Origin of the sequence: Sphaerisporangium sp. NBC_01403, assembly GCF_045040145.1 — a bacterium.
GTDB lineage: Bacteria > Actinomycetota > Actinomycetes > Streptosporangiales > Streptosporangiaceae > Sphaerisporangium > Sphaerisporangium viridialbum.
The window spans coordinates 3,145,394-3,167,483 of sequence record NZ_CP109534.1 but is presented as its reverse complement, the minus strand read 5'-3'; the positions used below and the strand labels follow the sequence as shown (position 1 = coordinate 3,167,483).

At 71.3% G+C, this 22,090-nt stretch carries 29 protein-coding genes; 10 read left to right on the top strand and 19 right to left on the bottom strand.

Annotated features, from left to right (window positions below; all coding sequences use genetic code 11):
* Positions 1 to 31: 31 nt before the first annotated feature.
* The 5 genes from OG589_RS14475 to OG589_RS14455 are packed head-to-tail and all read right to left on the bottom strand — an operon-like array spanning position 32 to position 1,114.
* On the bottom strand, positions 32 to 268 hold the full coding sequence (locus OG589_RS14475) for a hypothetical protein (protein ID WP_405149392.1): 237 nt from the start codon (positions 266 to 268) through the stop codon (positions 32 to 34).
* Positions 269 to 302: 34 nt separating this feature from the next.
* Positions 303 to 443: a hypothetical protein gene (locus OG589_RS14470; protein WP_405149390.1), complete on the bottom strand. Its 141-nt coding sequence runs from the start codon at positions 441 to 443 to the stop codon at positions 303 to 305.
* A complete protein-coding gene (locus tag OG589_RS14465; RefSeq protein WP_405149388.1) occupies positions 436 to 609 on the bottom strand; it encodes a hypothetical protein in 174 nt (57 codons plus the stop codon). The genes OG589_RS14470 and OG589_RS14465 overlap by 8 nt, the downstream gene beginning before the upstream one ends.
* Positions 606 to 848: a hypothetical protein gene (locus OG589_RS14460; RefSeq protein WP_405149386.1), complete on the bottom strand. Its 243-nt coding sequence runs from the start codon at positions 846 to 848 to the stop codon at positions 606 to 608. The genes OG589_RS14465 and OG589_RS14460 overlap by 4 nt, the downstream gene beginning before the upstream one ends.
* A 53-nt stretch (positions 849 to 901) precedes the next feature.
* On the bottom strand, positions 902 to 1,114 hold the full coding sequence (locus tag OG589_RS14455) for a helix-turn-helix domain-containing protein (RefSeq protein WP_405149384.1): 213 nt from the start codon (positions 1,112 to 1,114) through the stop codon (positions 902 to 904).
* Positions 1,115 to 1,389: 275 nt separating this feature from the next.
* On the opposite strand from OG589_RS14455, the gene OG589_RS14450 reads away from it, so the two are divergent.
* From OG589_RS14450 to OG589_RS14430, 5 genes are all read left to right on the top strand, one after another.
* Positions 1,390 to 1,590, top strand: coding sequence for a hypothetical protein (locus tag OG589_RS14450; RefSeq protein ID WP_405149382.1), 201 nt, complete (start codon positions 1,390 to 1,392; stop codon positions 1,588 to 1,590).
* Positions 1,587 to 2,135: a DUF6879 family protein gene (locus OG589_RS14445; protein ID WP_405149380.1), complete on the top strand. Its 549-nt coding sequence runs from the start codon at positions 1,587 to 1,589 to the stop codon at positions 2,133 to 2,135. The genes OG589_RS14450 and OG589_RS14445 overlap by 4 nt, the downstream gene beginning before the upstream one ends.
* A gap of 17 nt (positions 2,136 to 2,152) precedes the next feature.
* Complete coding sequence (locus OG589_RS14440; protein ID WP_405149378.1) at positions 2,153 to 3,010, top strand: helix-turn-helix domain-containing protein; 858 nt, start codon at positions 2,153 to 2,155, stop codon at positions 3,008 to 3,010.
* A gap of 66 nt (positions 3,011 to 3,076) precedes the next feature.
* Entirely contained in the window at positions 3,077 to 3,625 is a 549-nt protein-coding gene (locus OG589_RS14435; protein WP_405149376.1) for a hypothetical protein, read from the top strand.
* 150 nt (positions 3,626 to 3,775) lie between these two features.
* Positions 3,776 to 4,006, top strand: a complete 231-nt coding sequence (locus tag OG589_RS14430) for a hypothetical protein (protein WP_405149374.1) — start codon at positions 3,776 to 3,778, stop codon at positions 4,004 to 4,006.
* 122 nt (positions 4,007 to 4,128) lie between these two features.
* Here OG589_RS14430 and OG589_RS14425 read toward each other — a convergent pair whose 3' ends face one another.
* On the bottom strand, positions 4,129 to 4,434 hold the full coding sequence (locus tag OG589_RS14425) for a hypothetical protein (protein ID WP_405149372.1): 306 nt from the start codon (positions 4,432 to 4,434) through the stop codon (positions 4,129 to 4,131).
* Between the two features lie 480 nt (positions 4,435 to 4,914).
* On the opposite strand from OG589_RS14425, the gene OG589_RS14420 reads away from it, so the two are divergent.
* Complete coding sequence (locus OG589_RS14420) at positions 4,915 to 5,469, top strand: GNAT family N-acetyltransferase (RefSeq protein ID WP_405149370.1); 555 nt, start codon at positions 4,915 to 4,917, stop codon at positions 5,467 to 5,469.
* 51 nt (positions 5,470 to 5,520) lie between these two features.
* Here OG589_RS14420 and OG589_RS14415 read toward each other — a convergent pair whose 3' ends face one another.
* The 11 genes from OG589_RS14415 to OG589_RS14365 all read right to left on the bottom strand — a co-directional run bounded on the left by OG589_RS14415 (position 5,521) and on the right by OG589_RS14365 (position 14,661).
* On the bottom strand, positions 5,521 to 6,510 hold the full coding sequence (locus OG589_RS14415; protein ID WP_405149368.1) for a tyrosine-type recombinase/integrase: 990 nt from the start codon (positions 6,508 to 6,510) through the stop codon (positions 5,521 to 5,523).
* A 40-nt stretch (positions 6,511 to 6,550) separates the two neighbouring features.
* A complete protein-coding gene (locus OG589_RS14410) occupies positions 6,551 to 7,027 on the bottom strand; it encodes a MarR family transcriptional regulator (protein WP_405149366.1) in 477 nt (158 codons plus the stop codon).
* 119 nt (positions 7,028 to 7,146) lie between these two features.
* Complete coding sequence (locus tag OG589_RS14405; protein WP_405149364.1) at positions 7,147 to 7,527, bottom strand: SchA/CurD-like domain-containing protein; 381 nt, start codon at positions 7,525 to 7,527, stop codon at positions 7,147 to 7,149.
* 161 nt (positions 7,528 to 7,688) lie between these two features.
* On the bottom strand, positions 7,689 to 8,318 hold the full coding sequence (locus OG589_RS14400; protein WP_405149362.1) for an antibiotic biosynthesis monooxygenase family protein: 630 nt from the start codon (positions 8,316 to 8,318) through the stop codon (positions 7,689 to 7,691).
* 59 nt (positions 8,319 to 8,377) lie between these two features.
* Positions 8,378 to 8,845 (bottom strand): SRPBCC family protein, encoded by a 468-nt coding sequence (locus tag OG589_RS14395; RefSeq protein WP_405149360.1) that lies wholly within the window; start codon positions 8,843 to 8,845, stop codon positions 8,378 to 8,380.
* A gap of 15 nt (positions 8,846 to 8,860) precedes the next feature.
* The gene (locus OG589_RS14390; protein WP_405149359.1) at positions 8,861 to 9,112 is read right to left on the bottom strand and encodes an acyl carrier protein; all 252 of its coding nucleotides are present in this window, start codon (positions 9,110 to 9,112) and stop codon (positions 8,861 to 8,863) included.
* 33 nt (positions 9,113 to 9,145) lie between these two features.
* On the bottom strand, positions 9,146 to 10,387 hold the full coding sequence (locus OG589_RS14385; protein ID WP_405149357.1) for a ketosynthase chain-length factor: 1,242 nt from the start codon (positions 10,385 to 10,387) through the stop codon (positions 9,146 to 9,148).
* Positions 10,380 to 11,753 carry a beta-ketoacyl-[acyl-carrier-protein] synthase family protein gene (locus OG589_RS14380; RefSeq protein ID WP_405149355.1) on the bottom strand — a complete coding sequence of 458 codons (1,374 nt, stop codon included), beginning with the start codon at positions 11,751 to 11,753 and terminating at the stop codon, positions 10,380 to 10,382. Before OG589_RS14380 ends, OG589_RS14385 begins: the two co-directional genes overlap by 8 nt.
* Positions 11,750 to 12,169, bottom strand: a complete 420-nt coding sequence (locus OG589_RS14375; protein WP_405149354.1) for a cupin domain-containing protein — start codon at positions 12,167 to 12,169, stop codon at positions 11,750 to 11,752. The genes OG589_RS14380 and OG589_RS14375 overlap by 4 nt, the downstream gene beginning before the upstream one ends.
* Positions 12,162 to 12,491 carry a TcmI family type II polyketide cyclase gene (locus OG589_RS14370; protein WP_363916365.1) on the bottom strand — a complete coding sequence of 110 codons (330 nt, stop codon included), beginning with the start codon at positions 12,489 to 12,491 and terminating at the stop codon, positions 12,162 to 12,164. Before OG589_RS14370 ends, OG589_RS14375 begins: the two co-directional genes overlap by 8 nt.
* A gap of 142 nt (positions 12,492 to 12,633) precedes the next feature.
* Positions 12,634 to 14,661 carry an AfsR/SARP family transcriptional regulator gene (locus OG589_RS14365; RefSeq protein ID WP_405149352.1) on the bottom strand — a complete coding sequence of 676 codons (2,028 nt, stop codon included), beginning with the start codon at positions 14,659 to 14,661 and terminating at the stop codon, positions 12,634 to 12,636.
* Positions 14,662 to 15,176: 515 nt separating this feature from the next.
* Here OG589_RS14365 and OG589_RS14360 point away from each other — a divergent pair.
* The 4 genes from OG589_RS14360 to OG589_RS14345 all read left to right on the top strand — a co-directional run bounded on the left by OG589_RS14360 (position 15,177) and on the right by OG589_RS14345 (position 20,360).
* On the top strand, positions 15,177 to 16,853 hold the full coding sequence (locus OG589_RS14360) for an acetyl-CoA carboxylase carboxyltransferase subunit alpha (protein WP_405149350.1): 1,677 nt from the start codon (positions 15,177 to 15,179) through the stop codon (positions 16,851 to 16,853).
* An 82-nt stretch (positions 16,854 to 16,935) separates the two neighbouring features.
* Positions 16,936 to 17,427 (top strand): acetyl-CoA carboxylase biotin carboxyl carrier protein, encoded by a 492-nt coding sequence (locus OG589_RS14355; RefSeq protein ID WP_405149348.1) that lies wholly within the window; start codon positions 16,936 to 16,938, stop codon positions 17,425 to 17,427.
* Positions 17,428 to 17,460: 33 nt separating this feature from the next.
* Positions 17,461 to 18,819, top strand: coding sequence for an acetyl/propionyl/methylcrotonyl-CoA carboxylase subunit alpha (locus OG589_RS14350; protein WP_405149347.1), 1,359 nt, complete (start codon positions 17,461 to 17,463; stop codon positions 18,817 to 18,819).
* Positions 18,820 to 19,067: 248 nt separating this feature from the next.
* On the top strand, positions 19,068 to 20,360 hold the full coding sequence (locus OG589_RS14345) for an RNA polymerase sigma factor (protein ID WP_405149345.1): 1,293 nt from the start codon (positions 19,068 to 19,070) through the stop codon (positions 20,358 to 20,360).
* Here the strand turns inward: OG589_RS14345 and OG589_RS14340 are convergent.
* Both OG589_RS14340 and OG589_RS14335 read right to left on the bottom strand, forming a co-directional pair.
* A complete protein-coding gene (locus OG589_RS14340) occupies positions 20,323 to 20,910 on the bottom strand; it encodes a LysE family translocator (RefSeq protein WP_405149344.1) in 588 nt (195 codons plus the stop codon). The genes OG589_RS14345 and OG589_RS14340 overlap by 38 nt on opposite strands.
* Positions 20,911 to 20,973: 63 nt before the next feature.
* A complete protein-coding gene (locus OG589_RS14335) occupies positions 20,974 to 21,990 on the bottom strand; it encodes a tyrosine-type recombinase/integrase (protein WP_405149342.1) in 1,017 nt (338 codons plus the stop codon).
* Positions 21,991 to 22,090: the final 100 nt, after the last annotated feature.

Below are 22,090 nucleotides of genomic sequence, written 5' to 3'. Positions count from 1 at the left end.
CACCTGCGTCGAGGCGCGGCCGGACGCGCCGTCAGATGAACAGGGCCTTGCGGGCGCCCTCGTCGCCCTCCTCGCACTGGACCTCGCCGTCCCAGAACGCGACCTCCAGCTCGTCGATCAGGGCGTAGGAGTCGGGGTCGTTGGCGTCGTCGTCGGCGCGGCGGATCGGGGTGTCGTCGGGCAGGTCGGTGAGCTGGTTGAGGGCGGCGCGCAGCCCGCCGAGGGTGTGGTCCAGGCCGATGTAGGTGTGGCCCTTGTAGGTCTCCATGGCGTTCTCTCCTTGCTGGCTGGGTGGTGGGCGGTCAGTGGTTGGCGGCGTAGTCGAGCGCGGCGCGGAAGCACTCCGGCTCGAAGAACTGCATGTAGGCGAACATCGTCCGCGTCTGCACGGGGGTCAGGTCGGACAGCACGTCCTGCATCGCGGTGAGGGTCAGGTCAGCCACGGCGGGTCTCCTTCCGCTGCTGCGCGGTGAGCTTCTTGTGGAGCTCGTCCTCGCTGAGCGCGTCGAGGGTGGCGGGGAAAACGGCGGGGACGGCGCTGCGGGTGGCGTACCAGCGGCCGTTGGAGGACTGCCAGATGGTCCAGCCGGGGAAGTCGGAGGCGGTCACGCGGCCTGCTCCTCTTCGATCTCCCGCGTCACCGCGAGCAGCGGCAGGTGGTCGCGGAGGAACCCGTACAGGCGCTGCTCCTGCTCGAAGCTGTCGAGGCCGTTGAGGAACTCGATGAAGTCCTCGATGGGGTCGCCGGACACGACGATGGTCCGCACGCTGCGGGGGGCGTTATCGTCGATGGGAGGGCCGGGCAGGAAGAACGGCTCCGGCTCGCCGCTGGCGGTACTGTTGGTCATGAACGTCTCCTGTTGCGCAGTGGGGCGGTTCACAGGGCTCGTCTGGTGGTGGTTCACCGGGCGAGCCCGCTCTGGTTTTCGGCAGCGAGCTGCTCTTTCACGTCGGACTCACGGAATCGGTACTGACCTCCGGGGGTCCTGGTCGAGCGAAGCCGGCCGCCGCGCGCCCAGGAGGTGACCGTCCGCGGTGCCACCTTGAACACCGCCGCGACCTCCAACCGCGTGAGAAGCCGCTCCATGGAGTCGGCCGACTGGGTGCCGGTCACAGGGCATTACCTCCTGCTTGTCGAGCGCGAAAACGGACATCCGACCCTGTCCGTACGGGACTGTGCGGACAGAGACTCATGCTGTCTCCATGGCTCGCATAAGTCAAGCATTGCTGAAGATATGCGAGACATAGGTTAGGGTAATGTCTCGCCAGGTTCCGCATCACCGCACATGAGCCCCGTCCAGCCATCTGCTGGGCGGGGCTCTGTTGCATCTATGCGAGCAAATTGCGAGCATGGGGGGCGGTGATGCACCCAACATGAAGGGCGGAACCATGCAGATCAGCTTTATGTGGAAGGACGACGCCTCAGGCGGCGGCGGATGCCCCGCCATGTACGAAGCACCAGGTGGATACGTCGTCCAAGGCAAGAAACTGGACGCGGAGACGCGCGCCCAACTGCGGCAGCTCGCCATCGACGAGGACGCCATCTTTGTCCCGGCGAACGTCCTCGACCGCCTCAAGGGCCTGGCGTGACCGGTCGCGTCCTCGCTGCAACCGAGTTCGGCAACGTGCTGCACGACTTCGAGCACACCGCCTTCCGCCTCGAACTGCAGCCCAGCTACCTCGAAGCCGAGGAGGCCGGACTCCTGGCTGCGTTCTTGCGCGGAGACCCCGAGCCGCCGACTACGGTCGGCGGACTTCGGGAGTGGTACGACCGGATCGCCCAGCACGTCAAGCAGGGGAAGCGCATCGAACGGGTGCGCGTCCAAGAGGAGCCGCCCACCGACTACCAGAGATTCGAACGGTGGCTCGATCGATGGAACCTGCGCGCCGGCGAGACGATGAGATACATGACCAGGCAGCGGGCGCACGAGGTCGGCCTGCTGCCAGCCGCGGGCACCACCGACTGGTGGCTGCTCGACTCGTCCCGGCTGATCGTCATGCACTTCGACGACGAAGGCCATCGCATCCACAACGAACTAGTCACTGACCCCGCGGTCGTGATTCAGGCGTGCACGTGGCGGGACCTGGCAGTCCACCACAGCGACCTGGCCCAAAGCCAGGACGCGGCCGCCTAAGCAAGAAGGAACGCACCGTGGAATCCCTCGAGGAATGGCTGACACAACCGGACGGTTTGGGGACCCGACTGCGCGCCCTCCGCGCGCAGGCGGGCCTGTCTGGCAAGCAACTCGCCGACGCGAACGGCTGGGCCCAGTCGAAGATCTCGCGCATCGAAAACGGCCCCCAGATCCCATCTCCCGACGACATACGCGCATGGGTCGCCACCTGTCAGGCGGAGCCCGGCATGGTGGAAGACCTGCTTCGACTGCGCGATGAGGCTCGCGTCGCCCACGCCACATTCCGCAGCCGGATGCGCCAAGGCCAGGACCGTGTCCAGGGCAGCTACAACGACCTGGTCAAGGGCTCCCGCCTGATCAGGCACTTCGAAACGGCATACGTTCCCGGCCTACTCCAGGTGCCCGACTACGCGCGCCGCGTGCTGACGGAGATGGTCACGTTGCACGACCTGGCCATAGACGACGTGGACGCCGCGGTCGCCACCCGCATGCAGCGCCAGCAGATGCTGTACGACCCGGCCAAGGGCTTCGAGTTCCTGCTCTGCGAGTCGGTCCTACGCTGGCTCATCTGCACTCCCGCCGTCATGCGCGCCCAGCTCGATCGCCTGCAGACGGTGATCGGCCTGGAGCGAATCCGCTTCGGAATCGTGCCGATGGGGGTGGAGCTGGCCACGACCCCACAGAACAGCTTCCAGATCTACGTCGGGGAGGAAGCGATCGTCGCCGTGGAGACGTTCATCGGCGAGACTTTCCATCGGGATGAGGAAGCCGATGCCTATGGCCGGGCGCTTGACCGGCTCTGGGATGAGGCGGTGACTGGCGAGGCCGCGCGCCGGCTCATCATCTCGGCAACACAAGCCCTGCCCACGGCCTGACGTATGTACCCCGGCGACGGCGGTCACCGTCCCGGGGTATGGCCAACCCTTCGCAGGAGGATTGACGTGCCCGAACGTACCATCTCCACCCCGTCCAACCATGGTCAGATCTATGTGATCGCTTTCGACAGCGGCACGCTGAAGGTTGGACGCGCAGCCGATGCCCAGGCTCGCCTGGCGATGCACCGGCGGGAAGCTGCTCGCCACGGAATCGGCGTCACCTCGCAATGGTGCTCGGCCCCCTGTAGCCAGCACGAGGCTGTGCTCTATGAGAGGCAACTGCTCGCGTTCTGCGCCAGCCGGGGGACCCTTCGAGCCGGGGCGGAGTACTTCGTTGGCCTTGAGTTCGACGAGGTTCAGGGTCTCGCCGAAACGCTGGCTGGTGCGCCCGAGCCGCCGCCCGCCAAGAGGGAAGGTGCATCCACCGCGACAAATAGCCCGCCAAGTCACTACCGACCTCCGTACTGGAAGGACGGGGTGGAGTACATCGACGAAGAGGACGAGTTTCCCGGAGACCTTTGTCCGCTGGTCCCAGGCGAATCGTTCGTGCGGCATCGACCAAAGCCTGTGAAGGTCTTCCTATGGTCTTCCACGGGCCCGGAAGAGCTAACTTGACCATTGATCCGGTCGTCGGCCTGCCTGGCTGACTCGTCCCCTCGGTGAGTCGTAACCGGTGACGCGCGCCATGCCGGGCGCGGGGCGAACCGTCGAGGGCGTGGCCAATGTGCCCCCGCCCAGCCGGGCGCGCGCCGTATCCTGTGCCCCATGCCCTACATCGAGGACCGGGTGTCCACCGTCGAGAACGACATCGCGGAGATCAAGGAGACCCTCGTGACCCATTCCGAGGTGCTCGCCGGGCACACCCGTTCCCTGACCGCCCTGGAGCGGAACACCGCGCTGATGCGCGACGACATCGCCGAGTTGAAGGCCGGCCAGATCGAGGTTCGTGATCTGCTCGCCCGCATCGTGGCCCGGCTCGAAGGCGTACAGGCGTAAACCCGATCGAAGCCCCGCGCCCGGCGATGGGTGCGGGGCTTTCTCCTGTCCGGCCGCAGGTACCCTGACCTGCGAGGGCCCCGGTGCGGGGAAGCTCCGGGGCTCTCGTCGTGCCGGTAAGGTCAGGCGTCGGCGAAGGTGTAAGCCGCGTCAATGCCGCAGCTCCGCGCCAGGGTCACCATCGCGCCCCGTACCGCATATGCCATCACCCGGGCCTCGGCGCTGCCCGCCGGGCTGTCGAGGTAGCTCTTCAAACTGTCCCTAGCCTTGACTGTCGTCTTGTAGATGTCGAGCCCCGCCGCGTCTTCCACCCGGCTGAGAAACAGCCACCATGTGCCAGCCTCTGCTCGGTCAAGCTGGGCCGTTCCCTTCAGGGCGAACGCCCCCTGCTTGAACGCCTGCTCAACCCCGTACAGGACGTCGGCCAACTGGGGCATGTCGCACCCGGGATCGGACGTCGCGGACGGCGTTGCCGCGGACGCGGTGTGAGAGGCCGGTGGCGCAGTGCTCGCCGGTTGGGTGGGCGGACGCCATTCCGATGGCGCTGGCGGAGGGTTGGCGACATCTGGCGGGTTACCGCACCCGGATAACAGGATCGCGGCTGTGGCCAAGGCTGCGATGGTGCGCACGGGGGCTCCACGGAGGGGTGGGCGGACGGGTCGTCTCGGTGGACGGGCGGCCAACCGGCTGGGGTTACCAGTTTCGGCAGGGGAGATCGAATCGAGACCGCCTGTGAGAGCCCGGATACGACAAAGCCCCGCATCCGGTAACGAAGCGGGGCATCCTGCGGTATGTGTAGTGTCAGATCACATCGGCTACTCGACTCTAACCCACTCCCAGAGGTTCTTATTCCAGACCTGCCGTTCCCGGCGCGCGGAGACCGGGCATCGGGGGCACAATGGTGCACCATGCTGGAGACCGAGCGGCTCGTCCTGCGCCCCTGGCGCGAGGATGACCTCGCGCCCTTCGCCGAGATGAACGCCGACCCCGAGGTCATGGAGCACTTCCCGGCCACCTTGAGCCGGGGCGAGAGCGACGCGATGGTGGGCCGCATCACCGCGGGCCTGGAGGAGCACGGGTTCGGGCTGTGGGCGGTGGAGGTGCGCGAGAGCGGGCTGTTCGCCGGGTTCACCGGCCTGGTGTGGCAGCGGTTCGAGGCCCACTTCACCCCCGCCGTGGAGGTCGGCTGGCGCCTGGCCCGCGAGGCGTGGGGGCACGGCTACGCCACCGAGGCGGCGACCGCGGCCCTGGACCACGGTTTCGGGACGGCGGGGCTGGCGGAGGTGGTCTCCATGACGGTGCCCGCCAACGTGCGCTCGCAGGCCGTCATGCGGCGGCTGGGCATGACCCGCGACCCGCGCGACGACTTCGAGCACCCGAGCCCGCCGGCCGGCAGCCCGCTGCGCCCGCACGTGCTGTACCGCCTGAGCGCCGCCGCCTGGCGCGCCCGCCGCGGGTCGTAGGCGGCGTCAGCTCGTAGCGGCGGCCTCAGGTCCTGGAAGCCCGGGTGGGGTTCAGGGGCCGCCGGGGCGCAGGGGGCGGGCGTCGGGCATCCGCAGCCGGTCGACGGCCTCCCTGCGGCGGCTCTCAGGGCGCCGGTCGTAGCGCGCGGTGGTGACGGGGGAGGCGTGGCCGACCAGCGCCTGGGTGGTGGCCAGGTCGACTCCCGCGTCCAGGAGCTCGCCGATGAACGTACGCCGGAAGTCGTGCGGGGTCCGCTTGGTGGCCCCGGCGGCGGCCAGGCGCCGGGCCAGGATGTCGGCGATCGCCTGCCCGGTCATCGCGGCGGGTCTTCCCCCCGGGGCCCGCAGCCGCCCGGCCCTGCTGATGGGGGCGAACAGAGCGCCCGCCGCCCGCCCGCGCACGGCGAGCCAGGCCTCGGTGCGGGCCACCGCCTCCGCCGTCAGGTAGACCAGGCGTTCCTTGTCGCGCTTGCCGCGCACGCGCAGGGACCGCGCGGCGACGTCGTAGTCGGCCAGCGCGAGCCCGGCGACCTCGGCGCGGCGGCAGCCGGTGGAGTACAGCAGGGCCAGCAGCGCGCCGTCGCGCACCCCGGCGGGGGAGTCGTCGCGGTCGCAGACGGCCAGGGCCGCGCCGACCACCTCCGGTGGGACGTGATGGCCGGTCGGCAGCCGGGTGTGCTGGAGGGTGGGCAGGTCGGCGGCGCGCTGGTAGTCCTCGGCGCTCATCTTGCCGAGCCGCCAGGCCTCGCGCATCACCCGGCGCAGCGCGACCAGGTGCTTGTTGACATAGGCGGGCGACCATCCCTGCTCGGTGAGGATCGTGCGGATGCGCACCGTGTGCTCGTAGCGCAGCAGGTGCCAGGGCTGCCCGGCGCCGGTGGCGCCGGGGTCGCCGGTGATGACGCGGGCGACCCGGTCGAGGCAGCCGCGCATCGTGCGCCGCGACTCGGCGCTGGCCAGCGCGTCGAGGTAGACCACGTAGGGGTCGGCGGCGGGCGTGACGGCGCCCAGGCCGGGGTCGGGTACGGCGGGCACGTCCACGGTGCGATCTTAGGCCGGTCTTCCCCCGGCCGTTGTTAATCTACATTGTAAAGGCCTCGGGCTGGGTGCGAAGCGTCATCGACAGGTCGGTCAGCCTGCGGCTCTCCGCCATCAACCCCGCGAGGAGGCCGAGGTCGTCGCACCTGTGCCTGACCAGGGGATACCAGGCCTCACGCAGCTCTCTGAGCGCGGGTTCCACGCGGGCGCGGTGGGCGACGCGGTCGGGGTGCACCAGCACCCGGTGGCCGTCGGCCTCGCGGCGGCGCTCGGCGTAGCCGTCGTGCTCCAGGTGGTCGACCACCTCGGCGGCCTCCTCGTCGCTGAGCCCCACCAGCCCGGCCAGGCAGCGCACCGACATGGGGCCCTGGCGGCACAGCACAGAAAGGCACCGGAAGTGGGCGGCCTCCAGCCCAACGCGCGCGGCGAGGGACTCCACGAGCCGGTTGGCCTGCGCGAACAGGGCGGCGGTCTGGCGTTCGACCGCCTCCAGGACGTCGATGTTCTCGTCGTGCGGCATGGTGGTCACTCCATTCACAGGCGGCGGCGGGGCCGGGGCGGCGGGTGGCATGCCCGGGTCCCGGCCCGGCGCGGCGGCGAGCGCCGGCCCGCCGCCGGGTCCGCCTTGCGTGGCCGGTGTCACAGCCGGGTGGGGTGGGTCTCGCTGGACGACTGCGTGACGCACCGCATCATCGAGTTGCGGAAGAACGCGGCGAACCCCTCGGAGGTGGCGGTGTCGCGCGCGTCGGCCAGGAACGGCACGATCTTGTCCTCGATGATGTGGACGTGCCGCTGGCCGGCGAGGTGCCGGGCGATGCCGGCGAAGTCGCCCTCGTAGTGCACCAGCCGCACCAGCACGTCGTCCTTGACGAACACCCCGGTCCCGAGCAGCCGGGCGGTCTCCTGGCCGTCCTCGTCGGTGACGACCGGCGACTCCAGCGGCGGGGCGCCGCCGAACAGCTCGGTGAGCTCCTCCTCGTGTCCGGGTTTGATGCGGAAAGTGATCATCGCGTAGGGCATCGGATACCTCCGTCGTCGGTCCGGCGCGTGCGCACCGGATGGGTGGCCGGGGGGAGTTCCCGCGGCCGGGGGAGGAGTCCCCGCGGCCGGCCGGGACCTCCCCCGGGCCGCGAGCGGCCTCCCCGGACGGCGTGCGCCGTCCGGGGAGGCGGGCGGGCCGGTCAGTAGGCGGCCACGACCTCGTAGGAGCCGAAGATCCCAAGGCCCTTGTCGTGGTACCTGGCCAGCGGCGAGGTGGTCGGCAGGTGCTCGGGGCTGCGCTCCCACTCGCGGTAGGTGGGGACGTCGTCCCACTCGCTCAGCACGGCGAACCGGCGCGGGTCGCGCAGCGAGCGCAGCAGCTCGTTGCCGCGCAGCCCGGTCCTGCCCGCCAGGGTCGTGCTGATCTGGTGGTAGGCGTTCTCGATCGAGCCCCTGTCGTTCTCCGGCTCGTTCAGGTAGAGCGCGACGCGCACCCGGCCGGGGCCGGGCTGGGGTCCCATCCGCGAGGCCACCACCATGGGGGTCATCGAGGTGCCGGCCGAGTCGCGGTAGGGGTCCAGCCGCATGCGGTTGGCGGCGTGCTCGGCGCTGTGCTCGAACTCGTGGAACCGTTCCTCGCTCTCCCAGTCGCTGACGATGTAGTAGATGCCGTCCTCGTCTGGGCTCTTGGCCATCGACTGGCCGACGTTCGCCGGGTGGCGGGCGATGGTGGCGGCGACTTCGCGCCAGGTCTTCTCGAAGTCCCGTTCCATGCCCGGGTGGATCCGCATCCTGACCATGACGCGGTACACGCTGTCCTTCTCGTTCATGCCCACTCTCTTCTTTCCGTCGGACTTTCTTGCGTCGAAGGGGGTCGTGTCGCGAGGGGTCACATGCGCACGGGGGACTGGTCGGCGGCCTCCTCGACGAGCTGCCGGATCCGGTTCATCTGGATCACGGTGTTGTCGTTGAGCCGCTTGGTCATCTGCTTGTCGCTGAGCGGCGCGTCCGGCTTCATCTCGAAGTCCTGGACCCAGCGCATGCGCACGGCGTCGGGCACCTGCGTGTACTCCCAGAACAGGTTCATGTACTTGAACCAGCCGGGTTCGACCCGGTGGGCGCGCACGGTCCTTGTGGCCGGGTCGGGCGTGCGCTCCGACACCCAGCTCCACTCGTTGCCGTCGGCGTCCGGGTGCATGGTGAGCCGGAACCTGATGGTCGGCCCGCGCTGCTCGAGGATCTCCGAGGCGGAGTACTCGCTGAACAGCGTGGGCCACGACTCGACGTCGTTGGTCATGTTCCACAGAAGGTCCATGGGACTGGCGATGATGATCTCGTTGTCCGCGTGTCCTGCCATGACGTTCCTCCGGTATCAGGCCGCGAGCCGGCGGTTGACGTAGTCGACCGCGGCCTGCGGGGTCTTCATCTCGTCGACGGCGTCGTCGGGGATGCGGACGCCGAGCTGCTGCTGGATGCGCGCGGCCATCTCCAGCACCGCGAGCGAGTCGTAGCCGAGGTCGACGAACGACATCTCGCCGATGTCGTCGGCCAGGTCGACGGTGTCGGGCACGCCCGCGCAGCCGCCCATGATGCGTCTCATGTCGTCGAGGGTGAATGTGGTCATGTCGGTTTCTCCGTTATCGCGAGGTGGGGTGGGCTAGACGTCCGTGACGAGCAGGGCCGCGTTGAACCCTCCGTGGCCGCGTGCGAGCACCAGCGCCCTGCGCACGGGGCCGTCCCTGGCCGCGCTGCGGACCAGGTCCAGCTCGTAGGCGGGCGCGGCGGCGCGTACTCCCACGGTCGGCGGGATGACGCCGTCGCGGATGGCGAGCAGCGCGGTGGCCACGTCGAGCGCCGCGCCGCCGGCGTACAGCCGCCCGGTCATGGTCTTGGGCGCGGTGACCGGCACGCCGTAGGGGCCGAAGACCGCGGAGATCGCCCGTGCCTCGGCCAGGTCGCGCTCGGGTACGCCGAGGGCGTCGGCGAACACCACGTCCACCTGGTCGGGGGTCACCTCGGCCTCCCTGAGGGCCAGCGTGATGGCCCGGTGCAGGTTGGACCTGCTCTCCTCGCCCTGCACGGGGCGGGGGTCGAAGGTCGCGCCGTACCCGGCGATCGCGCCGTAGGGCCGGGCGCCCCGGGCCAGGGCCGCGTCGTGGCTCTCGACGATGAGCATGGCCCCGCCCTCGCCCGGCACATACCCGCACGCGTCGGCGTCGAAGGGCAGGTAGGCCCGCTCTGGGTCGTCGCGCGGGCTGAGCAGGCCGGTGGAGATCTGCGCGACCAGCCCGTACGGGCACAGCGAGGCGTCGGTGCCGCCGGTCACCACCACGGTGGCGTCCTGGCGGAGCAGCCGCCTGGCCTGCGCGACCACGTCCAGCCCGCCGGCCTGCTCGGTGCACACCACCCCGCACGGCCCGCGCATGCCGTACCGGATGGAGATCTGGCCGGTGGTGGCCGCGTAGAACCAGGCGATGGACTGGTACACCCCGACGTACTCCGGGCCCTGGCTCCACAGCTTCTCGATCTCGCGCTGGCCGAACTCGGTGCCGCCCGAGGAGCTGGCGGTGACGACGGCCATCTCGTACTCGGGCAGCTCGCCGGGTTCGATCCGCGCGTCGCGCAGTGCCATGTCCGCGGCGGTGAGGCCGAGGTGGCTCCAGTGGTCGGTCTGCACGGCAAGGCGGCTCGGCACGTGCTCGGTGTCGTCGAACTCCGACACCTCGCCGGCCACGCGCACCGGGTAGCGCTCGGAGTCGAAGCGGGTGATCCGGCCGATGCCGCTCTTGCCGTCCAGCGTGGCCGACCAGTAGGCCTGCGTGCCGAGGCCGTTGGGCGCCGCGACGCCGATGCCGGTCACCACCGGGCGGGCGCCGTGCCCGCCGGTCCGCTCAGTCATGGCGGTCACCTCCCGGGCCGGTGAGCCCGGCCCTGTCGCGGGCGAGCAGCATGGCCGTCTGGAACCCGCCGAACCCGCTGCCCACGCTGAGGACCACCTCCACGTCGCGCTCCCTGGCGGTGAGCGGCACGTAGTCGAGGTCGCATTCGGGGTCGGCGGTGTGCAGGTTCGCTGTCGGGGGGATGACGTTGTTCCTGATGGCCAGCGCGCAGGCGGCGACCTCGATGGAGCCGATCGCGCCGAGCGAGTGCCCGATCATGGATTTGATCGAGCTGACGGGTATCCGGTACGCGCGCTCGCCCAGGGCGCTCTTGAACGCCGCGGTCTCGTGGCGGTCGTTCTGCCGGGTGCCCGACCCGTGGGCGTTGATGTAGTCGACGTCCTCGGGACGCAGCCGCGCCTGGCGCATGGCGGCCCCGATGGCCTCGGCCATCTCGCGGCCGTCGGGCTTCAGCCCGGTCATGTGGTAGGCGTTGCTGCGGCTGGCGAACCCGACGATCTCGGCGTACACCTGCGCGCCGCGCCGGAGCGCGGCCTCGCGCTCCTCCAGGATCAGCACCGCGGAGCCCTCGCCGAGCACGAAGCCGTTGCGGTTCATGTCGAAGGGGCGTGAGGCGTGTTCGGGCTCGTCGTTGCTGGGCGAGGTGGCCTTGATGGCGTCGAAGCAGGCGACGGTGATCGGTGAGATCGGCGCGTCGGCGGCTCCGGCGACCACGGCCTGGGCCGTGCCCTCTTTGACGAGCTGGTAGCCGTGGCCGACCGAGTCCAGCCCGGCGGTGCACCCGGTGGAGATGAGCGCCACCGGGCCCTCGGCCCCGCCGGCCCAGGCGATCTCGGTGGCGATGGTGCTCGGCACCATGTACCCGTACAGCTGCGGCACGCCGTAGGCCGGGTCGACGAGCCAGTTCCTGCCGCCGTCGCTGAGGACGACGTACTCCTCCTCCAGGCCCATGGTGCAGCCGACCGCGCTGCCGATGGTGACCCCGAGGCGTTCGGGCGGCACGTCCTGCGTGGTCAGCCCGCTGTCGGCCAGCGCCTCGCGCGCGGCGACCACGCCGAGCTGGGCGGCGCGGTCCATGCGGCGGATCTCCTGCGGGGACAGCCCGTGCGCGCTCGGGTCGAAGTCGCATTCGGCGGCGATCCGGGACCGGAACCCGGTGGCGTCGAACAGCGTGATGGCGCGCGTCGCGGTGCGCCCGGCGGTGAGCAGGTCCCAGAAGGACTTGACCCCGATGCCGCCGGGCGCCGTGACGCCGATCCCGGTGATGACGACCCGGCGGTCGTGACGCGTGCGCGATACGCGCCCCGCGCCACCTCGCGCCCGGGTGCGGCGCCGGGTGGTCGGACGGGTGTCCACGACGTTCACCGCGGGCTCCCTGCCGCGGCGTCGTTCGCTGCCGGTTCGGTGTCCACGTGGCCGAGGTCGGGCCTCGGGGCCAGGGGGCCGGCGTGGAAGACCATGCAGGCCTCCTCCGCGCCGGTGTTCTGGATCCGGTGCCTGACGGTCTTCGGCACCATGAGCCCGTCGCCGGGGTTCAGGACGATCTCCTGCTCGCCGTCGACGAGCGCGAGGACCGTGCCGCGCACGACGTACATGAACTCCTCGGAGTACGGGTGGTAGTGCTCGACGAAGTGCTCTCCCGGCTGCAGGAAGGCGACGCCCATGAAGCCGGAGGTGGAGCCGACGGTCTTCGGGCTGAGCAGGACGCGGATGTCGCCGCCGCGGCGCCGGTTGGGCGCGACCTCGCCGACGTTGACCTTGGTGAGGCGGTTCTCAGTCACGGCCGTCCGCCTCCCAGGTGTAGAACGGCTCGGCCATGGCGTCCTTGGGCTCGCGCCAGCCCGGGTCGTAGGGCCGGATGTGCTCGCTGAGCCGCTGGTTGATCTCCCCGTACAGCGGGTGGCTGCGCGCCTTGTACAGGTTGGGCGTGATGTCGTGGTCCGCCTCGACCAGGTGGAAGTACAGGTCGTGGAAGCGGAACAGCGTGCGCCTCGACACCCCGATGAGATGCGGCAGGTCGCTCGCGTCCGAGTCGGCGAAGATCTTGGCAACCGCCTCCGTCTCGGAGGGTTCCATCCTCGCCACGATTAGCGTCCGATGCACCACACGTCTCCTTTCGTCCGTAGACGCCATGGTGTCCGGAACGTCTGGATTGCCGCTGATGCAGCGCTAGTGCCGGGATGAGCCCGCGCCACAGCGCGCCACCAGGTCCCGCCGCGGAGCCCCGGCGGGCCGCGCAGGGGGCCTACGGGCCGAGCACGCGGGCCGCGCTCCCGTTGACGCACTCGGCGGGCGCCATCAGCAGCGAGAAGGACCGCTCCTCCGCGTCCTGGTCTGCCAGGACGCCGCCGGGCGCGGCCGGCGCCGGGGCCCCGTTGCCGGAGAGGCTCGGCGCGGGCACATGGGCCTGCGCGGGCGGTTCCGGCACGGGCTCGCCGTAGGTGTCCAGCTCCCTGTCCAGGCACTCCCTGGCGTACAGCCTGACCAGCTCGTGGATCGCGTACCGCAGCTCGCCGAGCGACCCCGCCTGGGCCTTCAGCAGCGAACAGTCGGCGAGCCGGGCGAGCAGCCGTTCGGCGTGGTCGACCTCGCACCCCAGCAGCGCGCACGCCTGCCGCACCGTCACGTACGGCGTCTGCAGCAGGCCGAGCAGCCGGAACAGGCTCCGCTCCGGCTCGCCCAGCCGGTCGTAGGTGCCGGCGAAGGCCGTGCGCACGTCCAGGTCCGCGACCGACAGGTCCGACAGGCGGGTGCGCGGGTCCTCCAGCCGCTCGGCGAACTTCGCCAGCGTCAGCCCCTGGCTCGCGGCCAGCCGCGAGCCCGCGCACCGCAGGGCCAGCGGCAGCCGCCCGCACAGGCGGACGATGCGCTCGCCCGCCGCGCGCTCGCTCTCCAGCCGGGTCTGGCCGATGATCCTGGCCAGCAGCTCCAGGCCTTCGGCGGGGCTGAGCGGGTCCAGCTCCACCATCTGCGCGCCGGCGAAGCCGTGCAGCCCGAACCTGCTGGTGACGATCACCGCGCAGCCGGCCGACCCCGGCAGCAGCGGCTGGATCTGCGCGGCGCTGCTCGCGTCGTCGAGCACGATGAGCACCTGGCGGTCGCTGCACCAGGTGCGGAACAGCTTGCTGCGCTCGTCGCGGTCCGCGGGGATGTCCGCGGGGGGCACCCCGGCGGCGCGCAGGAACCCGGCGAGCACCTCGCCGGGGTCGGCAGGGGCGCCCGCGCCGCCCAGCTCGGCGAAGAACTGTCCCGAGGGGAAGCCGCTGCGGGCGCGGTGCGCGGCGTGGACGGCCAGGGCCGTCTCCCCGACCCCGGGCATCCCGCTGACGCAGATCACCCCTACGGCGGTGCCGGACTCGGCGGGACGCGACAGCACCGCGGCGATCCGCTCGCCCACCTCCCCGCGCCCGACGAAGTCGGCGATGTCGGCGGGAAGCTGCGCGGGCTTGACCGCGCCCGCCCGCGCGGCGGGCCGGGGCATGGTCTCGGGCCCGGGGTCGAGGTCGCGCTGCTCCAGTCCCGGCTGTTCCAGGCCGGGGTCGGCCGACAGCAGGCGCTGCTGCAGGCGGCACAGGGCGGGGGAGGGCTCCAGGCCGAGCTGCCCGACGAGCACCTGGCGCAGGTTCTGGTACACCTCCAGTGCCTCGCCACGTCGCCCCACCTGGTAGAGGGCGGTCATGAGCTTGGCGTAGAAGTCCTCGTTGAGGGGGTAGGTGGCGATGAGCTCCTTGAGCTCGCTGATGAGCTCGCGGTGGCGGCCCAGCCGCAGGTCGGCCGTAAGGCGCAGCTGCAGGGCGCGCAGGCGGCTCTCCTCCAGCCGGGTGATCTGCGCCGACAGCAGTTCCCCCGCCGCCAGGTTGACCAGGGCGGGCCCCCGCCACAGGGCCAGGGCCTGGGAGAGGGTCTCGGTGGCGCGCTCGGGGTCCTCGCGCTCCAGCGCGCTCCAGCCGTCGGCGACCAGCCGTTCGAAGCGGAACACGTCGATGGTCTCCGGCGAGGTGGCCAGCAGGTACCCGTACGGCTTGGTGACGACCGTGGCGGGGCCGGTGGTGCCGAGCATCTTGCGCAGCTTGTAGACGTAGGTGTGCAAGGTGGGCAGCGCGGTGGCGGGCGGGCGCTCGCCCCACAGCTCGTCGATCAGCTCGCGGGTGGACACGATCTGGTTGTGGCGCAGGACGAGCATCGCCAGGACCGCCCGCACTTTGGCGGCGCTCGGTGTCAGGTCGGTGGTGTCGTCGACGACTTGCAGCGAACCCAGAACCCGGAATTCCATGTGATCTCCGCAGATGATCGGCAACGTCGTCCAAGCCGACCGGCGCTCGGCGTCGGCGTGACCTCGACGCCTGGTGGACTTCTCGAATTTAGATGAACCCGCTTATCGGAACTTCCGGAAAAATGGCTCCTCAGGACAAAATCTCCGAAAAAGTCCTGGTCTAGTACTATATTCTTTACCTCGCGTAGGATTCCCGAATAGTGAGTTACCTAGTGCGGCCGTCTAAACCCGGCCCACCCCGCGTCCGATTTGATATGAAATAGCACATAATTTCGGCATAAAGGCGGTAGTTCGTGGTGGGGGGCACCCCCACCGGCCCCTCCTCCGGCCACCGCCGCCCCGCCGGGACCAGACAGCCTCCAGCGCCCTTCGACCGATCGACCAGCGGCCCGAGGGATCGTTTCCGGACAGGAGGCCCGCCGCGCGACGCCAACGGCCGGCGCGCCCCCGGGAGTCACAGGAGGAATGCACATGCGATCAGACGCCTGCCACGCGGCCACCGGTAAGGCCGTCGCGTGACCGCGACCACCGCCGGCCCCTCCTCCTCGCTGTGGATCCGCTGTCCCGGCTGCGAGGGCCCGACGTACGGCGAGCACTACCAGCGGAAACTGCGGGTCTGCCCCAGCTGCGGGCACCACGACCGGCTCAGCGCCCCAGAACGGGTGCGCCAGCTCCTCGACCCCGGCTCGATGAGCCCGCTCGGCGCCTCGCCCACCGTGCTCGACCCGCTCGGGTTCACCGACACCCGCCCCTACCTGACCCGGCTGGAGCAGACCCGCCGCGCCACCGGCCTGGATGAGGCCGTCGTGTGCGGGACCGCCACCGTCCGCGGCCACCCGGTCGTCGCCGCCGTCATGGACTTCGGGTTCATGGGCGGCAGCCTCGGCTGCGCCGTCGGCGAGCGCGTCACCGCCGCCGCCGAGCACGCCCTGGCCACCCGCACCCCCCTTGCCATCGTCACCGCCTCCGGCGGCGCCCGCATGCAGGAGGGCGCCCTGGCCCTGATGCAGATGGCCAAGACCAGCCAGGCGCTGGCCGACCTGGACGACGCCGGCCTGCTCACCGTCTCGCTGGTCACCGACCCCACCTACGGGGGCGTCGCCGCCTCCTACGCCACCCTCGCCGACGTCATCGTCGCCGAACCCGGCGCGCACATGGGGTTCGCCGGGCCCAGGGTCATCGCCGGCACCATCAAGCAGACACTGCCCGAAGGCTTCCAGACCGCCGAGACCCTGCTCGCCGGAGGCCTGGTCGACGGGGTACGCCGGCGCGCCGAGCTCAGGCCGCTGCTGGCCCACCTGCTGTCGGCCGCCGCCTGGGCCACCGGCGGCCGGGCCGTACCCGCCGCCTGGCGGGGGAGCGCGCCCCCGCTGGTGCTGCGCCCCGAGGAGCTGCCCGAACGCGACGCCTGGCAGACCGTCGCCCTGGCCCGCGACCCCGGACGCCCCACCACCCTGGACTACGCCTGCTACCTGCTGGAGGACTTCCACGAACTGCACGGCGACCGCGTCTCGGGGGACTGCCCGGCGATCGTGGCCGGCATCGGGCGCCTGGACGACGTGCCCATCATGCTCATCGGCCACCAGAAGGGTCACGACACCCGCGAACTCGTCGCCCACGACTTCGGCATGGGCTCCCCGGCAGGATTCCGCAAGGCCGCCAGGCTCATGCGCCTGGCCGGCAAGCTCGGCCTGCCGATCGTCACCCTCATCGACACCCCCGGCGCGTACGCCGGCGTCGAGGCCGAGGCGGGCGGCCAGGCCCACGCCATCGCCGAGAACCTGCGCCTGATGTCCCGCCTCCCCGTACCGGTGGTCGCCGTCGTCACCGGCGAGGGCGGCAGCGGGGGAGCGCTCGCCCTGGGCGTGGCCGACCGGGTGCTCGCCCTCGGCGACGCCGTCTACTCGGTGATCAGCCCGGAGGGATGCGCCGCCATCCTGTGGCGCGACGCCACCGCCGCCCCGCGGGCCGCCGCCGCGCTGCGGCTCGGCGCGCGCGAACTGCTGCGCCACGGCATCGTCGACGCCGTCATCCCCGAACCAGACGGCGGCGCGCACCGCGATCCCTCGCTCACCGCCCGCCTGGTCAGGCAGGCCGTCACCGGAACGCTGTACGAGCTCGCGCGGACCGAACCCGCTCAACTGGTGGCCGAGCGCAAGCTGCGCTTCCGCCGCTTCGGGACCCGCGCCTAGCCCTCGCGGGCCCGCCACCGCCATCGCTCCCGCGACCTCGTACGACCGCACCCGGCACAGCCGCCGCCGAAGGAGGAACCGCATGACAGCCGAACCCGCACACCCCGACGAGCGCGAGCAGGTGCTCGACTGGGTCGCCGGGCACGCCGTCCAGCTCGGCCAGGCCTGCCCCGCGCCCCTGCGCAGGATCACCGTCTCGACCGCCACCCTGGCCGTCGAGGTCGAGTGGTCGCCCACAGGGACCCGCGACCCGGAGCCCCGCACGCCCGGCACCGCGCTCCAGCGGCGCGACGACCAGCCCGGCATCGAGCCGGGCACGGCGGGCACGGTGCTCGTCACCGCGCCCATGGTCGGCACCTTCTACCGCGCACAGGAGCCCGGCGCCCCGCCGTTCGTCGAGATCGGAGACGTCGTCGAGGCCGGCCAGCAGGTGGGCATCATCGAGGCGATGAAACTCATGAACGCCGTCCAGGCCGAGCACCCCGGCCGCGTCAGCGAGATCGTCGCCACCGACGGCTCGCCGGTCCAGTACGAGGAGCCGCTGCTGGCGCTCGTGCCCTGCGACGGCCACTGATCCTTTCTTCCTCGGAGCTTGGAGCCTGGCGCGATGTTCACCACAGTTCTGGTCGCCAACCGGGGCGAGATCGCCCTGCGCGTGCTTCGGACGTGCCGCGAGATGGGAATCCGCACGGTCGTCGCCCACTCCACGGTGGACCGCGACTCCCCGGCGGTGCGCCTGGCCGACGAGTCCATCCAGATCGGACCGGCGGCACCCAGGCACAGCTACCTCAACCCGGCCGCGATCGTCACCGCCGCCCTGCAGACCGGGGCCGACGCCATCCACCCCGGCTACGGCTTCCTGTCGGAGAGCGCGGAGTTCGCCGAGATCTGCGAGGCCCACGGGCTCACCCTGATCGGCCCGCCGGCGCACGTGATCGCCCGGCTCGGCGACAAGGTCTCCGCGCGGGAGTTCGCCGTCGAGGCCGGGCTGCCCGTGCTGCCCGGCGGATCGGGCCCCGCCCGCGGCCCGGTCGAGGCCGCCCGGACTGCCGGCGCCGTCGGCTACCCCGTCGTGATCAAGGCCTCCGCGGGCGGCGGTGGCCGGGCCATGACCGTCGTGCACGAGCCCGGCGACTTCGCCCGCGCGTTCGCCGCCACCCGCCGCGAGGCGGTCGCGCTGTTCGGCGACCCCCGGGTCTACGTGGAGAAGTACCTGGACGCGGCCAGGCACGTCGAGGTGCAGGTCCTCGCGGACGGCCACGGCAACGTCGTCCACCTGGGCGCCCGCGACTGCTCGGTGCAGCGCCGCCGGCAGAAGCTGATCGAGGAGACGCCTCCTCCCAACCTTCCCGCGGCGACCATCGAGCACCTCGGCGAGATCACCGTGCGCGCGGCCCTTCAGGCGGGGTACGTCGGGGCGGGCACGTTCGAGTACGTCCTGGACGAGCGCGGCGCGTGCCGTTTCATCGAGGTCAACTGCCGGCTGCAGGTCGAGCACCCGATCACCGAGATGGTGACCGGGATCGACCTGGTGCGCGAGCAGCTGCTCATCGCCGCGGGGCAGCACCTGTCCCACCGGCAGTCCGACATCGTGTCCACGGGCGTGGCCATCGAGTGCCGGGTGAACGCCGAGGACCCCGCGCGGGGGTTCCTGCCCACGCCGGGGCTCATCGAGGAGTTCGTCCCGCCCGGAGGCCCGTTCACGCGCGTGGACACCCATGCCTCCGCCGGGCTGCGCATCACGGCGGACTACGACCCGCTGATCGCGAAGGTGTCGGTCTGGGCGCCGTCCCGCGACCAGGCCCTGGCCAGGGCGCACCGCGCGCTGGAGGAGTTCACCATCAGGGGAGCGGGGCTCTGCACCGACCTGGCGTTCCTGCAGGAGGTGCTGACCCACCCGCTGTTCCGGTACGCCAAGCACACCACCTCGCTCGTCGACCAGATGATGCCCACCCCGATCACCTGACCCGGCCCCGCCGCCTGGGCTCCGGCCGTCCGAACTTATAAATCTACAAAGTAAAGGCGGTGGGTGGGTGAAAACCCACACCCGCCCACCGCACAAAACCTCGGCAGCGTCATCAGGCCTGCAGTTGAGGCCGAGCACCCGTACCCGAGTACGGAGAAGGGACGTCCAAACTGTCACCGCTCATCCGAGGGTCACCTCGCGGGCAGCGTGTTGCGAGCTCACCGGAGGAGATGCTCTGATAGGTGGCCGTGACGGCCACCGATGCACATAGCGCGATCGACGCGGTCTGGCGGATCGAGTCGGCCAGGGTGATCGCCGGTCTCGCACGCATCGTGCGAGACGTCGGCCTTGCCGAGGAGCTCGCGCAGGACGCTCTGGTCGCCGCGCTGGAGCAGTGGCCCGAGTCCGGCATCCCACGCAATCCGGGCGCCTGGCTCATGGCCGTCGGCAAGCGCCGCGCCATCGACCTCATCCGCCGCGAGCAACGGCTGGAACGCAAGATCGAAGAGCTGGGCCACGAGCTGCGGGCCGAGGGGGAGGGCGCCGAGCCCGACCTGGACGCCGCCCTGGACGGCGACATCGAGGACGACCTGCTGCGCCTGGTGTTCACCGCGTGCCATCCGGTGCTCTCCACCGAGGCGCGGGTCGCCCTCACGCTGAGGTTGCTCGGGGGGCTGAAGACCGAGGAGATCGCGCGGGCGTTCCTGGTCGGGGAGCCGACCGTCGCGCAGCGGATCGTACGGGCCAAGCGCACGCTCGCCGAGGCGCGCGTCCCCTTCGAGGTCCCCCAGGCCGCCGAGCTGCCCGACCGCCTGTCGTCGGTGCTCGAAGTCATCTACCTGGTGTTCAACGAGGGGTACACCGCGACCGCCGGCGACGACTGGATGCGACCGGCGCTGTGTGAGGAGGCGCTGCGCCTGGGGCGAATCCTGGCCGGGCTGATGCCGAAGGAGCCCGAGGTGCACGGGCTGGTGGCGCTGCTGGAGATCCAGGCGTCGAGGTCCGCCGCGCGGGTCGACCCTTCGGGGGAGCCGGTGCTGCTGCTCGACCAGGATCGCACGCGCTGGGATCGGCTTCTCATCCGCCGGGGGCTGGCGGCGCTGGAGCGTGCGCAGGCGCTGGGCGGTCCGGTCGGGCCGTACGAGGTGCAGGCCGCGATCGCCGCCTGCCACGCGCGGGCGCACACTCCGGAGGAGACCGACTGGGGGCGCATCGCGGTGCTGTACGAGGGGCTGGCCCGGCTGGTGCCCTCGCCGGTGGTGGAGCTGAACCGCGCGGTGGCGCTGGGGATGGCGTTCGGGCCGGAGGCGGGGCTGCGGCTGGTGGACGAGCTGACCTCCGAGCCGTCGCTGAAGGGGTACCACCTGCTGCCGAGCGTGCGGGGTGATCTTCTGGCCAAGCTGGGGCGGCTGGAGGAGGCCCGCGCGGAGTTCGAGCGCGCGGCGTCGCTCACGCGCAACGAGCGCGAGCGGGTGTTGCTGCTCGATCGCGCGGCGGCCTGCGCTACTCCTGGGACAGGGCCAGGCGCAGGCCGAAGGTGATCAGGACCGCCCCGGTGAGCCGGTCCACGGCCCGGCGCACCCGCGCGTCGGCGAGCCGGCCGCGCGCCAGCTCCGTGCCGAGGATCAGCAGGGTGAACCAGGCCATGCCCTCGATGTTGTGCACCAGCGCGAGCAGGACGCCTGTCAGCAGGTGGGGGGCGCCTTCGGGGATGAACTGGGGGAGCAGGGCGACGTAGAAGACGCCGACCTTCGGGTTGAGCAGGTTGGTCGCCAGGCCACGGGCCCAGGCGCGGGCGGCGCCGCCTTCGGTGGTCGCCTGGGTCGTGGGCTCGGAGCCGGGGCCGGTGTGGCGGGCGCGCCAGAGCATGGCGGCTCCGTACCAGAGCATGTACGCGGCGCCGGCGTATCGCAGGAGGGTGTAGGCGAGTTCGGAGGCGGTGAGCAGGGCGGAGATCCCCACTGCCGCCGCGGCGCCCCAGACGAGCACGCCGGTGTTGATCCCGAGAGCGGTGGCGAAGGCCTGCCGTCTTCCGCCGGTGACCGCCGCCCGCAGCACCAGGGCGGTGTCGAGCCCGGGGATGATCGTCATCAGCCCGGCAACCAACGCGAAAGACGCAATCGATGAAATCACCCACCCATCATGCACAATCACCTACTCGCCGGAGGCGGGGCGTCGCAGGAGGGGGTGGGTGCGCATCGCCACTTCCAGCTCGCCCGGGAGCTCGTCGCGGTAGCGGCCCAGAGTGGACAGGTCGCTGTGCCCGAGCACCCGGCGCACGGCGTCCATGTCGACCGCGTCGGCCAGCAGGTGGGTGGCGGTGGTGTGCCGCAGCCCGTGTGGGGTCACCGAACGCCGCTGCGCGGGATCGACCCACCGCTGAACCCGGTCGATCACCGCCTGCACGTCGCCCCGGGCGAGCCGCCTGCCCCGCCAGGACAGCAGCAGCGCCTTCTCGGCCGTGGCGGGCCGGCTGCCGGAAAGGTAGGCGTCCAGGACCTCGGCCACATCGCTCGGCAGCGGCACGTCGCGGGTCTTGCCGCCCTTGCCGAAGATGCGCCAGTAGCGCACGCCGTCATTGGTGTAGAAGTCCTCGACGTTGGCCCGCACCAGCTCGGACACCCTGGGGCCGAGCGTGGACAGCAGCAGCACGATCAGCGCGTCACGCACCTCGGTGCGCTGGTCGCGCCGCCCGCCCTCGGGCTCGGCCACGGTGAGCGACCGGGCGGCCCCGACGAGCCCCTGGGCCTGCTCGCGGGTCAGCGCCCGCCGCTCGGCCCGCAGGCCGCCGCGCTCCTTGGCGGTGACCGTGGCGGCCGTCATGGGGTCGACCTGGACCCAGCCCGCCACGGTGGCGTACTTGAAGAACGCCGAGACCGACCTGCGGAAGCGCGACTGGGAGGAGGGGCTCTGCGACTCGCCGCCGGGGGAGGAGCGGCGCCCGTCGGGTTTGCGGGCGAACGCGAGCAGCACCGCGTCGACGTCCTCACCGGTGAGGTCGTCGAGCACCTGCTTGGCGCCGGCCAGCCGTACGAAGGTGGCCACGTCGCGCGCGTACACCTCGGCCGTGGCGGGGGACAGGGCCCCCGTTACGGTCTTGGCGCGGACCAGCTCGACGTAACGGTCGGCGGACTCCTCGACGGTGAGTCGCTTCAGCTCAGCGGGGCGCATCGATCAGCTCAGTCCTTTCGGCCATGATCCTGCCGACCGTACCGGGTCCCACCGACATTTCCGCGCCGCCGGTGGTGGCCGGTGAGCGGGATCAGGTGTG